Source organism: Bradyrhizobium sp. UFLA06-06 (assembly GCF_054820065.1).
Genome location: NZ_JADFUD010000028.1, coordinates 90,234 through 104,922 on the forward strand (window position 1 = coordinate 90,234; position 14,689 = coordinate 104,922).

The 14,689-nt window shown below is 60.6% G+C and carries 12 protein-coding genes and 2 pseudogenes; 7 read left to right on the forward strand and 7 right to left on the reverse strand.

Translation table 11 applies throughout. The features are described from left to right. Positions 1-180: 180 nt before the first annotated feature. Positions 181-453 (reverse strand): hypothetical protein, encoded by a 273-nt coding sequence (locus tag IF803_RS23790; protein ID WP_075969288.1) that lies wholly within the window; start codon positions 451-453, stop codon positions 181-183. 1,516 nt (positions 454-1,969) lie between these two features. Here IF803_RS23790 and istA point away from each other — a divergent pair. Continuing rightward, positions 1,970-3,277 (forward strand): IS21 family transposase, encoded by a 1,308-nt coding sequence (istA, locus tag IF803_RS23795; protein ID WP_050999401.1) that lies wholly within the window; start codon positions 1,970-1,972, stop codon positions 3,275-3,277. Beyond that, complete coding sequence (gene istB, locus IF803_RS23800; RefSeq protein ID WP_018269000.1) at positions 3,277-4,134, forward strand: IS21-like element helper ATPase IstB; 858 nt, start codon at positions 3,277-3,279, stop codon at positions 4,132-4,134. The genes istA and istB overlap by 1 nt, the downstream gene beginning before the upstream one ends. Before the next feature lie 344 nt (positions 4,135-4,478). Here the strand turns inward: istB and IF803_RS23805 are convergent, their stop codons facing one another. Continuing rightward, a complete protein-coding gene (locus IF803_RS23805) occupies positions 4,479-4,778 on the reverse strand; it encodes a cysteine hydrolase family protein (protein WP_028344470.1) in 300 nt (99 codons plus the stop codon). Positions 4,779-5,951: 1,173 nt separating this feature from the next. On the opposite strand from IF803_RS23805, the gene IF803_RS23810 reads away from it, so the two are divergent. Beyond that, positions 5,952-6,464, forward strand: coding sequence for a YciE/YciF ferroxidase family protein (locus tag IF803_RS23810; protein WP_038379334.1), 513 nt, complete (start codon positions 5,952-5,954; stop codon positions 6,462-6,464). Between the two features lie 263 nt (positions 6,465-6,727). Further along, positions 6,728-6,826: pseudogene (locus IF803_RS23815) on the forward strand (low affinity iron permease family protein); the annotation flags it as partial. A 305-nt stretch (positions 6,827-7,131) separates the two neighbouring features. On the opposite strand, the gene IF803_RS23820 reads toward IF803_RS23815, so the two are convergent. From IF803_RS23820 to IF803_RS23835, 4 genes are read right to left on the reverse strand one after another with little or no spacing between them, the layout of a single operon-like run. Further along, complete coding sequence (locus IF803_RS23820) at positions 7,132-7,842, reverse strand: hypothetical protein (RefSeq protein WP_028344472.1); 711 nt, start codon at positions 7,840-7,842, stop codon at positions 7,132-7,134. Beyond that, on the reverse strand, positions 7,839-8,255 hold the full coding sequence (locus IF803_RS23825; protein WP_038379332.1) for a phage holin family protein: 417 nt from the start codon (positions 8,253-8,255) through the stop codon (positions 7,839-7,841). The genes IF803_RS23820 and IF803_RS23825 overlap by 4 nt, the downstream gene beginning before the upstream one ends. After that, positions 8,252-8,821 carry a hypothetical protein gene (locus IF803_RS23830; protein WP_016846832.1) on the reverse strand — a complete coding sequence of 190 codons (570 nt, stop codon included), beginning with the start codon at positions 8,819-8,821 and terminating at the stop codon, positions 8,252-8,254. The genes IF803_RS23825 and IF803_RS23830 overlap by 4 nt, the downstream gene beginning before the upstream one ends. A 10-nt stretch (positions 8,822-8,831) precedes the next feature. Continuing rightward, on the reverse strand, positions 8,832-9,815 hold the full coding sequence (locus IF803_RS23835) for a hypothetical protein (protein ID WP_038376411.1): 984 nt from the start codon (positions 9,813-9,815) through the stop codon (positions 8,832-8,834). Positions 9,816-10,069: 254 nt separating this feature from the next. Here IF803_RS23835 and IF803_RS23840 point away from each other — a divergent pair, with 254 nt between their 5' ends. After that, complete coding sequence (locus IF803_RS23840; RefSeq protein ID WP_461193630.1) at positions 10,070-10,963, forward strand: sensor histidine kinase; 894 nt, start codon at positions 10,070-10,072, stop codon at positions 10,961-10,963. A 637-nt stretch (positions 10,964-11,600) separates the two neighbouring features. On the opposite strand, the gene IF803_RS23845 is transcribed toward IF803_RS23840, so the two are convergent. Beyond that, positions 11,601-12,056 (reverse strand): TspO/MBR family protein, encoded by a 456-nt coding sequence (locus IF803_RS23845; protein ID WP_050999403.1) that lies wholly within the window; start codon positions 12,054-12,056, stop codon positions 11,601-11,603. Positions 12,057-12,248: 192 nt separating this feature from the next. On the opposite strand from IF803_RS23845, the gene IF803_RS23850 reads away from it, so the two are divergent. After that, positions 12,249-12,452, forward strand: a complete 204-nt coding sequence (locus tag IF803_RS23850; RefSeq protein ID WP_307724583.1) for a hypothetical protein — start codon at positions 12,249-12,251, stop codon at positions 12,450-12,452. A gap of 2,014 nt (positions 12,453-14,466) precedes the next feature. After that, positions 14,467-14,689, forward strand: a pseudogene (locus tag IF803_RS23855) (hypothetical protein); the annotation flags it as partial.

Here is a 14,689-nt window from a genome sequence, read left to right on the forward strand (position 1 = left end):
GCCGCCAGCGACGGGATACCGACCCAGCACATGCCGTCGCCCTCGACATACTCCCCGAGCGCGCGAAGCACGCTTTTTGCGGGAGCAAATGAATTCGCGCGCGAGAGTTTCCTCTCGCGCAGCGAGCGACGTATCGCGGGAATTGACAGAAGGCCCGGCCGGAGCCGCGCCTTCTCCTCGTCACCAGCCGTACCAGTAGGGATAAACCGGCCGATAGTAGCGGACGACCCGATACGGGCGGCCGTAGTAGTAGGGTGGCGGGCCGTAGACCGGTCCATAATAGACCGGGGGTGCGGTGGCGGCCGCTAATGTTCCAGCGAACAGCCCGAGAGCAAGCCCGGGGCCAATACCCGGACCGCCCCAACCATGGTGACGCCAATGGGCCGAAGCCGGCGCAACCGTTCCAATGAGGAGCGTTGCCGCCGCGACGACTGCAAAAGCAAGCTTTCTCATGTCCCTTTCCTCAACTTCTTAAGCGCTTACGCGCTTGCCTCTTATTATGCTCCAATTAGCCGAAGCTTCGGTTCGGCCATACATTGAATTAGAACCGTCCGGGCCGAGTTCAAGTAACCCGTTGACCAAAGAGGGTGAGATCCATGCTGACGTGACGCGAAGACGATCTGGCAAGCCTAGAACGGCGGCGCCTATTCGGGAGGGAGAGCGACGTCAGACCACCGGAGGCTTTCCTTCGGCAGCTCCTTGATCGGCAGGTCAACATCGCTCTTTCCCAGCGTCTCCTTCAGGGAGCTTGTTTGCCGCGCGGTCCAGACCGCATATTCAGTACGCCTTGGTGCGGCGGAATACCTGGTCCAACAATATCCTTTACCTAACGGTCGAAAATTGCGGCGGTCTTCTCCGCGTAGCCGCGCTTGTGGTCCGGGTCAGGCCCGCGGCCATGTTCTCAAGCTCAAGTGACCAAAAGCTGCTCGTCTCACGCATGATGATTTTATAGCAGCTGTATGACGAAGCCCTCTAAACTCTTGCAATCCACAATGGTGATCAAACCTTTGGCCCATCAGCATCGGCTGCAGTTTCGGCGTCTTGTGAGCAATGAAACGAGCGGCTTGACTTCTGCGCTTCCTCCAGTCGAGAAAAGCTTTCCGGCGCCCGCCGTTAATATGGAGCTGGATACGCTAGCCATCGTATTGATCTCGTGCAGGTGGTTCCCCAAGTGAGCCTTGCTCCGCAGGCGCGCGAGCGGGTTTAATGAAGCCCGGCTTCACAGGCGCACTGCTTCCAACTAAAGCGGGCCCCGCCTGGTTCGCGACCTGGCGAGCGGGTCGCCCCTTTATCGAGCGGCGCACCCGCTGAATGGAAGGCCGGGATCGATCATGACCGGCTCAGAAGCGCGTAAGCGGCACCTACTATAAGTCCACGAAGCCGGCAAAGACGTATTGGCTAGTCCTCGAATGGACAACAGAGGGCTAGAAGATGAGGTCAAGCAACAGCACTGCGCCGGCAATGCTGAGAAAAACGATAATGAGGGTCCAATCGCGGCCTTCTTCCGACATGGTCCCACCTTAGAAACGAACGGCCCCGGCGCACTGGGGAGCACCGAAGCCGTTAAGTAGTCCCACTCCATCGTGGAGAGATAACTTCGCGCGCTACTGCTTGTTCCCGGAAAGAAACGGCCCCAGCGAGAAGGTAGCTGAGGCCGATCCGACGCCAAGCGAATCAAAACAGTACCCAAGACAGCATCAAAGTCGGCAAAGACCTATTGGCCGACAAGAAAGAGCCCCAACTGCGAAGCTGGGGCCAGTGTGAGGCTGGGCGTCTCAGTGCCGGTAGCGGTGCGGCACCGAACAGGCGGCCAATGCCGCGGCATGCGCTTCGTTCCTATTCACAAAAAGGCCCCAGCATCCGGATCATGCTGGGGCCAGGCCGGATCGCCCTGTCGCGCGCCATGGAAAACTGCCCCCTCGGCGCCACGAGGAATTGCCCCCTCCTTGGATAGCCGAGGAGAGAGCGAATGAACGAGGAACGAATCACGGAAGGCTCGTCGTGGATTGATCCACGGGGGCAGGTGATGAAGACGCCGGATGACGTGGCGGAGATGTTGCGCCTGAGGGCGTGTGGGTGGGGTCTGAAGCGGATTGCGCGGCAGCTGGGGTGCAGCCATCACACGGTGAGGGACTACGTGGCGGCGGGCGGGGTGAAGCCGTTCAAGTCGCTTGAGCGGGCGAAACGACTCCATGGCCTCGAGGGTTGGCTGCGCGAGAGGTTCATTCGGCATCGCGGCAATGCGGATGTAGTGCGCCAGGACCTGTTGGCCGAGCAAGGCGTGGCAGTCAGCCGGCGGACGCTGCAACGCGCCGTGCAGCCCTATCGCCAGGCGCTGAAGGCGGAGGCGCTGGCGACGACGCGGTTCGAGACGCCGCCCGGCCGACAGCTGCAGATCGACTTCGGGGAGCGTCTGGTCGAGATCGGCGGGGTGAAGATCAAAGCATTCGTGTTCGTGGCGACGCTTGGGCATTCGCGGCGGCTGCATGTGCGTGCGTTCCGGGCCGAGAAGCAAGAGCACTGGTTCGCCGGGCTCGAGAGCGCATTTACGACCTTCGGCGGCGTGCCGGAGGAAGTGCTGATGGACAATCCACGCGCGCTCGTGGTGCGCCACGACGCGGTGAGCCGGTCGGTTCAGTTTAACGACAAGCTCATCGCGTTCGCGAAGCATTGGGGCTTCCGTCCTCGCGCCTGCGCACCGTATCGGGCGCGCACGAAGGGCAAGACGGAGAATGGCGTCGGCTACGTGAAGAAGAACGCGATCGCGGGGCATTCCTTCGCGAGCTGGGACGCATTCGAGGCGCATCTCGCCGAGTGGGAGCGTGAGGTGGCGAACGTGCGTATCCACGGCACGACCGGCGAGGCGCCGATCGCTCGCTTTGCGCGTGACGAGGCACACCGGTTGAAGCCGCTCGGCGGGCAGCCGTCGTTCGGATCGTTGCGCGAACTGGCCCGTGTCGTCGGCAACGATTGCGCCGTCGAGATCGACACGAACAGCTACTCGGTGCCGTGGCGGCTGATCGGCGAGCGCGTGGCGGTGACAGTTGCGGCGGGCGAGGTGCGCATCCGCCATGGCATGCGCGAGGTTGCGGTCCACAAGCAATCGGAGGGTCGCCGGCTGCGGATCGTCGATTCCGCCCACCTCGACGGGGTTGCCGGTCGCGATGGCGCGGTCTGCCGACCGGCAAACGAACCGACAGTGCCGGGGTCGTCTCCACTGCCCTCGTTGTTGCGTCCTCTTGCCGAATACGAAGCAGCGATCGGAGGGAGCTTCTGATGGCGCGCACAAAGAAGGCTACCGAAGCACCAATCGATCGGCTCGAGGCCATGCTGGCGCGATTGCAGCTCTCCGGCATCCGCGACCAGCTCGACAACCTGCTCGACGAGGCGGCGCGCGCGAACCTGTCGGCGCGTGAGACGCTGATCCTGCTGTGCGAGCGCGAGATCGCGCGCAAGGATCATCGCCGCATCGAGATGGGGCTGAAACTCGCACACTTCCCGACCGTGAAGGAGCTTGCGGGCTTCGACTTCGAGGCGCAGCCATCGATCGATCCGAAGCAGATCCGCGACCTGGCCGCGTCACGTTGGATCGCCAACGGCGAGAACGTGCTGCTGCTCGGCCCGCCGGGCGTCGGTAAGACGCACTTATCGATCGCGCTCGGGCGAGAGGCGATCCTGGCCGGTTACACGGTGCAGTTCACCACGGCGACGACCCTGGTCGCTGGCCTGGCCAAGGCGCATGGCGAGCGACGCCTGGACGAGAAACTGCTCGCGCTGGCGAAGCCAAAGCTGCTGATCATCGATGAACTGGGCTACCTGCCGCTGGAGCCCGACGCGGCGCATCTGTTCTTCCAGTTGGTCAGCCGCCGCTACGAAACCGGCGCCATGCTGATCACGTCGAACCGCAGCGTTGCCGAATGGGGCACCGTGTTCGCCGATCCGGTGGTCGCCACTGCGATCCTCGACCGGCTCTTGCACCACAGCCACGTGCTGACCATCCGCGGCGACAGCTACCGGCTCCGCGCCAAGCGAAAGAGCGGCCTCATCAAGCCGCCCGCCGCTGACGGCCCTCCGGTCGGCTCCGCCTCCCTCCGTCCCGTCAGCGGCGGAGCCAACCCTGAACCGACATCATGAACCCGAGGGTGGGGGCAGTTCTTCATGACGCAAAGGGGGCAGTTCCGGATGGCGTTTGACAGCCCGAACCGCTGTCCACCGAGAGGAGGCAGCGGTCGTCGTTTTAGGGCTGAAAGAATACGGAATAAAAAATTGCCTGCTCTATTGCTCGGATAATGCAAACGACGCCGGTTCCGGAATAACCCATGTGAACTCTGGAGAGCGAAAGTGCCGCTTTTTCCTGCCCCTTCACGGGATTGCCGAAGACAGTTTCACTTGGAGTCTCAGCTCTCTCCAGGCTGAGAACCCCTACCGTGCAAGGCGAGGCCCCGTAGGACCCCACAACGGGCCTCGCTGCGGATTGGTTATGTGACGGTGGGCCGGCAAGCTGTAGCAACTCGACTTGACGTACCCAAGCCAAACTTGGCTCTTGGTTTTGCGTGGAGTTGCGTTATGCGCTGGTCCCGTTGGACACCCTCGATAGCGCCAAGCATGGTCGCCAGCACGCACACATCCGTCTCTCTGCCAGTGATGATGACCGTATCGATGCCATCGCTGCATAGCTGCTGGTGAAGATCGCAGCCTGTCCACGGCGAACAAACATGTTTGTCGAAGTTGCGGGCCGCGGGAGCGAACTTCGCGAGGTCGGGTACCAATTCCACCATCTGGCCCGATGATGTCGATTGTCATCGATCCCCAGCGTTCGTAGTAGTGCCGCCACGTACACGCGCCCTGGCCCGGCTTGCGGGCAGGAATAAAGCGAGTGAACAAGGTTTTCTCGGGACGAGCAGCTGTTGCGGCGAGGATATTCGGGAGGACGCGCGGGAGCCAGGGCATCTTCCAGTCGGTGGCTTCAGCGAACATTACTGCATATCAACGCAGATATGAACCGCGCTCTCACCGGGCGGCCCGTACCAAACTTCATCGTCCTTCGCCATTGTCTCAAAATCCCGGAAAGCGAGCCCCAACGGAGCGAGACCCGGTTAGTTCCTGCGTGCTCGAGGGTTGTAGCCAGCGACTCGCCGGGCCCGGTAGCAAGTGGACGTTGCGTGACAGATCTTAGCAAAGATATCGACGTGGTCCGGGCTATCGGAGCGGTCGCGACCATACTTGAGGACGCCAGCAAGGCAACCGATCCGGGTGGGCATGACGACGTTCACCGAATCGACGGGCTCCCGCGAAATGTGCAATTCGTCTATATCTTGGGATGCGAGAAGATAAGCGCGCGGAAGACGTAGTTCTTGCACTGGAGAAGCATCGCACCCAAAAAAAGCGCGTGGGCCCCGCTCCTGAGATCGCCGGAATACCGCGCGCCTTCGGCTACGCCGACAATTCCTTACCAACAGCGGCAGCTGAATTGCCGACCTTTTCTATCGCTTTCCTTCTATCGCTTTCCGCAACTCTTCTGGACTTGCCTGCAATGCTTGACCGGACAATGCCGTACGTCCGGGTCACGCATGTTTATCCTACGCGGTCCGGCTAGAACTTCTGAGTTAGGCCAGACATTCGCACCTCAGTGGTGCATTGCAGGAATAATGATGATCGGAAGCGGTATGCGATGAACCAGAGAAGCGCCCCTTTTCCGAAACCCACAATTTCCGCCTCACGTTTGTGAATGGCGCCCGGGTAAAAACCCGACCTCGAAATCGTTGTTCGTGCAGCCGGACAACCAAGTCAGCCACAGTCAGTGCCGCCGAATGCTGAGAAGCCCCTTCCAGAGCTTCTTGCTCCTGACTCCCTAACGCATGACGCGCGCTCAGCCGAGGGTCCGCCATTGTCCTAATTGGAACCGGGTTTCCCGCCAATTGTTGTTGTGCGCCACTTAAGAGGAGCAGCGCATGGCTAGGAAGCCGAAGAAGCTGGAAGACCTTTTCCACGAGACGTTAAAGGACATCTATTTCGCTGAAAACAAGATCCTCAAAACCCTCCCGAAGATGGCCAAGGCGGCGCAGTCGCCCGACCTCAAGGCGGCGTTCACGCAGCATGAGCGCGAGACGAGGGCCCAGGTTAAGCGACTCGACCGCGTATTCAGGATCATCGGCAAGCCCGCGCGCGGCAAAACCTGCGCGGCCATCAACGGCATCGCCGAAGAAGGCTCCGAGATCATGAAGGACTTCAAGGGAATGCCCGCGCTCGATGCGGGTCTTCTCGCAGCCGCCCAGGCCGTCGAGCACTATGAGATTTCGCGCTATGGCACGCTGTCCACATGGGCTGAAGAGCTCGGCTATGATGAAGCGGTCCAGCTGCTTGAAGAGACCCTGACCGAAGAAAAGAACACTGACAAGACTCTGACGGGCATCGCCAAGTCGGTTGTCAACGTTGAAGCCGAGAAAGAAGAGGAAGACGCCTGACTGATGTCAAGCGCGACCTCTTAGTCTGGCCGACGCCGCTCCGACAGGCGTTCTAGCAGGCGATCCATACGGTGCGGCTGCCTCGATCGTCGAGAGCAAAGCAATCGCACGAACGTGCGAGCGCTCTCGCAGCCTGCGCGTCAGAGAGGCGAGCAAGCACGGCGTTCCAAGAGCGCGCCCTGAGCGAAGGAACCACACCGGCACTTAATCCGGCCGGTCGCGAGGCGAGGTCGTCGAACGTGTCAATCCGACGAGAACTTCCTGTCACCTTCCTTATGGTTTTCCTGATCCAGAATTCGCAGAACCGCGACAGCGCTGCCATGCAGGTAAAACTCGATCGCGGCGAACAACAGCGCGCCGACGCCGAGAACCGTCGCCAGAATGCCCTCGGCGGGGCGGCTGGCTCCCGCCAGCATCGCATCGATTGCGTTGGCTCCGGTGTCCCCGAGCATGTCCTTCAAGGAGGAGGTGACTTGTGAGGTGACGGCGTCGTAGCCGAAGAACAGCCCCGCGCTCGCAATCGCCATCACGATAATAGGACCCAAGGAGAACACCGAGTAGTGTGCAAGGTCGGCGCTCTGCCGCGCATCCTTGTGGCTCGACCAACTGGTCGCCGCCTCTTTCCCGACCGTCCGCCACATTGCAGCTTGTCCGGTTCGGTTCAGGCTTATGGCGACCTCACCTTTTTCCGTGCCGCATCCGCCGCATCGATGCCAGCCTGCTTCACCCGATCGATGGTTTCGGCGCCGACGTCGCCGACTTCGGCGCTCAGCGTATCGGTGGCTTCGCGCAGGCTTTGCGATACCGCGCCGGCGCGCGTGTTCAAGTCGGCTTTGACATCGTCGCTGAGCTCGCCCACCCATTCGTTCTCGAGATCGGAAGCCCGGAACGCACCCGCGATTGCCGCTCCGATTGTCAAGCCCACGGCGCCGAGGACGAGCGGCTGCCGGTCAAACATGCCGGCCAACGATGACTGCGCTTTCGTGAAAGCCTCCTTTCCGGGCATGCTGAGGTTCTCGCGCGCATAGGCGAGGCCTTCGTCAAACCGGTCCTTGATCTTGTCCGCCGCTTCCGACATGGCGTCCGAAGCCGCGCTACCGGCCTCGCGTGTGGTTTCCGTGGCGTCATCATGATCCATTTCTGGCGCGGTCGGCGGCGCCGCGGTCCTTTGGAGTCCGGACGCGGCCGCGCGAACATTGCGCGCGCCGAGATCAACGATCGGCGAAGCCGCCGCTGTCGCCGATCGCGTCGCGCTCTTGAGCTTCTCGTCGCCTGCCAACAGCCAGAACACACCGCCTCCGATCAGTGCTGCGGCGAGCGGGTTTTCCCGCACCGCCGTTACGAGACTATCGAAGAAACTCGTCTGCGTGCTGCTCATTGCACCATCCCTTTCACGGTATCCTTGTCGTTATCGAGCTGCCGCATGGTTTCCCGCGGCACCAGACCGCGGGCATCTAGCCGGTTGATGCCGATCGCGAACAGTATACCCGCGATCACCGCGGCCACGATCGCCGACGTCAAATAGGAGAGCGGCTGTGACCATCCTGCGCCGATCATCGCCGCCGATAGGGCGAACAGCGCCATCACCAAGGCTGGGATCACCAGGAGGGCACCGCCGGCGATGAAGACCAGCGCGCTGCCGACCTTCTGAACCTTTTCGCCTAACTCGGCTTTGGCGAGATCCACCTCGTTCTGGAACAGCTTGGCGAACTGCGACAACGCGTCGCCGAGCAGCGTCGAGATGGTTCTAAGATCGTTCTGACTTGTCCTGATATCGTTTTGGATGCTCATGACACGTTGCTTTGCTGCGAGGATGACGATTGTTCGCGGTGTTTCGAAGGTGAGGAACGCCCGCCCGACGCCCTCAGAAAACGGACTGCCGCGAACCCGGCAAGGACCGAAATCCCTAGAAACGCGGCCGGCTGCCGCTTCGCAAAATCGGTGGCGCCGTCGACCAGGTCGCGAAAACTTCCGTGGCGGACTTTATCGGCCGCGTCATCGACATATTCGGCGGCAGAAGTCATGCCACGAGCAGCAAACGGCGCATCGCTCTCGAAGGCGCGGGCCGCTTCACGAATGTTATCGGCAAGGCGCGCCATGAAGTCCGCGCCCGACCGCTGCTTGTCGCGCGCCTGGTCCTCGATCTGGTCCACTGTCCCGGAAGCCACGTCTTTGGCGGCGTCAGCCGCTTCCTTGAACTTGTCGCTGGCGACATCGGTCGACGCTCGGAGGGCGTCGCCGGCGCGCTGCTTCACCTCTGCGCCGGCATCGGCCATCTGCTCCTTCAGGGTCTGCGAAGGGCCGGTATTCTGGTTCTGCGTGGAATTCGTCTCTTTAGTCAGGTCCACATCGCTCATGATCGTTCTTTCAAGTGTTTGGGTTTGGGGAAGGACTGAAGGCCGCCCTGACGACGTCGTCGGCAGCCTCTTTGAGTCTGTCCGCCACGTTTTCGGTCATGCGGCTGGCATGCCCACCGAGATCGGCCTCGCCGACGCTTCTTGCCGCCGCGTCGGCCGCCGACATCGTCGCATCCTTGGCTGCTTCGAAACCGGATTGTGCAGCCTCCCCCGCCGCCCGTTTCATGCTGTCGCTCGCCGGGCCCATCGCCTTGGCTTCGGCGGTTGTTTCGGGAAGAGCCGCGGCAAGGATGGCGCCGATCGCGATCCCAAGGCCGGCGATCAAGGCGGCATTGTCGCCGATGACCTGCCGGGCCTTTGCAGGCGCCGTGGCCGCCGCGTCCTTGACCGCGCCAGCTCTCCCCTTGACGGCATCCATGCCGCTCTTGAGCGTATCGCCGACAGTGCCGGCGGCCTGCGCCGCCCGCTTGCCAAGATCGTCGGCCAGGCCCGCAGCGGCATCTTGCGCATCGCTGGCCATGTCGCTGGCCTGACTCTGAGCCAAATTCAGCCGATCTCTCATGTCGCTGCTCGGCGCGTCCACTCGGTCGGCGGGCTGATCCAGCATCTCTCCCGCCTTCTCCATCACCGGTGCGGCCGCTTCCGCGGCCTGCTCGCGCACCGTCTTCGAGGTCAGGGCAAGGCCAGCCCCGATCATCAGAAGTGGTAGTGGAAAACCGCGCGCCAGGCGCAGCAGCGGGATTGCGACCGCGGTGCCCGCAGCGACCGCCTGCATCGGATTGTCCATGGCTTGTTGCTTCAGCGCCTCGACCCAACTCTGGGTCTTGTTGCTGATGTAATCGGAGACTTCCGACTTGATGTGTTGGGGCGAGACCTTGTGACGGAGGTCGTCAGCGGTATCCGATATCCGCTCCCTCAACCTATCGACCGTCGCCGCGAACTCGGCACGGCTTCGCTCGCACTCCCCCCTCAGCTCCTCCACTGATCGCGTCATGGAATTACCCTCTTGGATTTTTGTTCGGTTCTTTCGGGACGAACTCACGCTTTGTTGAATCGTTCCTCAGGACCAGAAGAGAGACAGGCCCAGAGCACCCCACTTTGGTTTAGGCTCAGCAGTCCGCGCGCCGGCCGAAGCGCTTGAGGCAAGCGACAGGAACACGCCGACAAGCCGGTTCGTTGCTTTCCATGGACCGGCTCCTTCGCTTCATGTCCGTCACGCCCAGATATCCCCTGTGGGTGCGGTACCTCTTGAGCCTCGGGCTTGTCGGGTTGGCATTTGTCGCCAAGCTCCTGCTGGACGATCAGTTGAGACCCGATCCGCTGATGCTGTTCATCCCGGCCATTTTCCTGGCCTCAGTCATCTTCGATCGCGGCTCAGGCTTTCTCGCCACCGGCGCGAGCGCGGCGCTGGCGGCGCGATACTTTATCCCTCCGCCTCCGAGCGCCGCTATCGCGCCCCTCCTGATCTTTCTCGCTAGCGGGCTATGTCTTGCAGGGGTAACGGAAGCCCTGCGCACGGCACTCCAGAAGCACTCGGAGGCAAAGGCCTACGCGGACGTTCTCATGATGGAGTTGGCGCACCGGACCAGGAACGACCTCGCGACGATCATGTCGATCCTCCGTCTGCAGGCGCGATCGGACCCTAATCCCGCCGTGCAGGCGGCAATCACCTCCGCGCTGGCGCGGATTGAGGTTGTCGCGAAGGTTCATGATCGCCTGCGCGACACGCCGGTCAACAGCTCGGTCGACCTCCCCGCTTATCTTGAGGCGTTGTGCGGGAGCCTTTCGGATCTGCACCGGGGAGTGCGCCCGATCGCGATACGGGTGTCCTGCGACGAAATCGCCGTCAAGAGCTCGCAGGCCGCATCCGTCGGTTTGATCGTCAACGAGCTGGTGACAAACGCGTTCAAGTACGCGTTTCCGGAGGGGCGCCCGGGCGTCGTGGAAGTCGACGTCCGGAAGAGAAACGAAAAGGTCGTGATCACGGTGAGGGACGATGGAATCGGATGCCCCACCGAGGCGAAGAGCGGTTTGGGAACCCGCCTGATCAATCTGATGGTGGCCCAGATGCAGGGAGGCATGACCAGGGCGCCGATGGCGCAAGGCTGCGAGGTGGAAGTCGTGGTCGTCATCGAAAGCTGATCACGAACGCCTACCCGAAGTTGGGGAATTCAATCGCTGATGCATCCGACTCTCAACATGCGAGAAGCCGCCTTGGCTTCGAGCTTCTGCACATAGTCCGCAAGGCTGAATTGGCGCTTGAAATTGCGGGTTGAAATGCTGCGATGGAGGAACTGGCGCTCGCCTTTTTCAGGCTTACTGCCCTCGATGGTGACTGATCGGCGTGATCGAGATGTTCTCAGGCGCGAAGCCCGCCACGGCCAGCGAAATCTGGTAACGGTCGTCATCCGCTCGATGTTGTAAGGCGGGTAATTGTCCTCGCCCGCCCGCTGGCCATTTCCGCGAGGTCAAGATCGAAACCGATGGTCGAGCGCCGGAGAGACGAAAAGTTGTGACTGCGCAAGCCAAATCCTCCAAAGAGCACGATGGTTACGAGCGGCAGCGGGCAGGACCGGTGCCCGTCTCACCTGACCAAGCCTCGACGCCATCCTTTGAAGGCGACAAAAAAGCAAAGCGGATTTTGGTTTCAAGAGGGACCCGAAAAATTTCGAAGCCGTCGCCCCCAACCGGGCGTGCCGGGTGCCGGGCTGGATCGCTCAAAGCGCCGAGCCCGCCCGCCGGCGGCTCTTAACTCGCGTTTAGCAGGTCCATCAGGAATTCAATTAAGGCGGTACAAAGCAAAGTTTAAAAGCGATGCAAACGCTACCCAGCCCGCATACGGGATAAATAAGAGCGCAGCAAGCCGATTGGCCCGCCATTGCAGGCCTATAAATAACAGAATCAGGCCCAGCAGCAGAATGATGACCGAGAGCCCCATGGCCAAGTTGTGCAAGCGGAAAACAATAGGAGACCAAAGAAAATTAAGCGCCATCTGTCCGAGCCAAACCTGCAAGGCCAGGCCATTGACCTCCTGCAGGTAGGTGCGCCAGCCCGCGATTGCGATCATCACATACAGAATTGTCCAAGTTGGCGCGAACACCCAATTCGGAGGATTGAATGTCGGCTTCTGCAGTGCGGCATACCATGCACCAGGCAAGTTGGTTGCGCCAATTAGCCAACCAATACCCACGACGGCAACAAGAAAGATGAGCAGACTTCGATTTCGTGCTTTCATGATCCAATATTGCACGTTCAGCAGAGGCGGGAATAGGCAGTCCAGACATCGGCGGGCCAATAGTCCTGAGGCGCCCCTCGCGGCGTCTTGCCCGACGGTAAGCTATGTTGTCCGGCTGGAGCCGCGATCCGCCGGCATTTACAACAGGAACCATCGATATCGACGTCTGTTTTGTCTCGTATGAGTGAATCGTTGCCAGTCCTCGTGGAGAGGTCGATCCAGATCGCCTGGGACTTGCTCGAACGCTCCGGCGAGATCACAGATCCTGGCGATGTGAGCCGCTTTCTTCTCAGAAATATCGATGACATGGTGCGGGCTGGAGAGCATCGGCAGCTCATGCTTGCGAACAATGCGATCGACGCTTATCGCCGCTACAAGCGTCTGCTTGCGGCATGATCAACTCCAATTGTCCGTTCTGCGGCGGCTGGGCTGGCTCCGTGAAAACCATTCGCATCTGACGAGACCCGCGCGACTTGCAGTGTAGTGCAGCAACGAGGTGTGCAACCGTTCCGACGATATTGACCAAGGCGTGGAGAAGCCCAATGTGAGCGGGCCGTTCGAGGAGAGCCGCTCGCCACGAACCAGCAGCTCGCGGTGTTGTTGCAGCCGTTGTAGGGTGATAGGTTGAGCGAGATACCCTCGCGCCAGCGTTCGAAGCCGCCTAGATTCCGTGTCGGTTTAGGGCTAGCGCAAACGGCATTTGTACTTTGGGCTGGCTTTGCGTGGGCCATTCTTGTCGAGGGCTACGGCGCTCTGCAAAAGATCATCGGCCGCTACGCTGTCGACCGTGCCGCTGAGATGAACCGCAGCGAAGCCGCGGTACGGCTCGGAGCCAAGTTTCTCAGTCTAACCTTGGCGGAAAAATTGCTGCTCTTCCCGTCCACAGCAACGGTCCTAATGGAAATGTGCCTGGTAAACCTATTCGTCTAAAGTCGATTGCCAAAATTCACATAGTTCAATGACCGCTTAGCTGGCGGAAAGCCCAATTGTGGGATTGCACCTGCCTATTGGGGGCGCCAGTGAATTACGCCGAACACCCTACGCAATCCAGATTCCTTGTTCGAATGGGAAGGACGGGCTGGATGGTCTACGATCGAGAACGCAAGGGTCCAGCACTGCTACAGAATGGTGATCGAGCTGAGAAACTTACAAAGGAGCGCGCTGAGTTCATGAAGCAAATCTTGCAGAGCCAGGGCGACAGGTAAGAGACAGCACCCGCTGGACTTGGTGTTTGCGGAGCCATCCGATGAAAATGGTTGCCGAGTATCCAGCGCGCGCACGAGTTCGAGCGAACGGCTACGCATGAAAGTGAACTCAGGAAATGGGATTGCCGTCGCCAAGGACGGAAGGCCAGTCCAATCAGGCCTCCGGCTGGCTAGCTCACTCGGACCCGCGTTTCATACGAACGACTGGCCGATGGTCAGTCCAACGCTCGATGAACTCGTGGACATTCAGATATTAGCCCGCCTTTTTGCCTCGTCATCACCTTGGCTAGTGAACCCATAGTAGCCCGAAAAACGCCCGCAGCATCGAGGACGAAAGCTTCACAAACCCTTTAACCCATCTTTCGATAGATCAACAGGGCGCTCTAGCCCACGTAATGGAAAAGCGCTTGTCAACGAGCCAGAATGCGCCCCAGCCCTTTTGGGAGCAAGAGCCGGGGCACGTTCATCCGCCGATGCCGCTCTTCTTATGAGCGACGACCAACGCTCAACGCGCGAGCATCATTCCTAGCGACCTCTTCATTGCTGCTCCGAGCCGACGCTCAATCTGCTTCCGACCGGTACCGCCCTTTTGCGTTCGTTTTCGCCAATCGGAGCAAGGGATCTAGCCAAGGCGGATCGGCAACTGCTATCCGCCGAGCGATCCTTGGGGCACTGACGGGCGTTTTGATCCCGGCGAGGGATTTCGCTCAATCCCGATATCGAAGGTAAAGGCTGGCCGCTCTCCAGGGGGTTCGGCGCTGACGCAAGTCGAGACTTCGACTTAGTTCCGGCGCCTCACGGCTGCATCGAGCACTTATCGCTCCGGAGAAGCTTCGTGTCTTGAAATTGCCGTGGCACAAATTGCACTAGCGGCCACCCAGCATCCGGGCATAGGATTTCAACCTTAATCGCGAGGGTTGTGTCATGGGCAGTGATATACCTTTTAGTGCGCTCATCGTGGCGCTCGGGCTGAGCCCCATCGCAATCATGGCTATTGCCCTATTCATGTAGAACCAACGCAGGCCGCTTGACGGCCTCTTCTTTTGGCCTCAAGCAGCTTGATGAGCCGTGTGCCGGTCCTCACGAATGGGTGTGAAACTGTATTGTGGGTGCCGGTGAAGCTGCCTATCGTTTGACGAAGTATATCTCACCGGCGAAGGCCTCTTGGTGAAGACGAAGACTGGGTTAGCGACATTGCCATCGAAATGCAGATCGAGGACGGCTTGATCTGGGTCTATGGCGTCGGCGAAGATGGCGTTCAGGCGTTCACCGACTTTGGCATCGAAAACCTGGAGTTCGTCGGGTTACAAGGAAAACCCCAAGCTGCTCACGCGCTCGCAACGGGAATGATTATAGCGCGACGATCTGGGTCGGAAGAGCGCGGCGATCAGGATGGCGAGTCAGTGTCGCGGCGCGATGATGATCGCC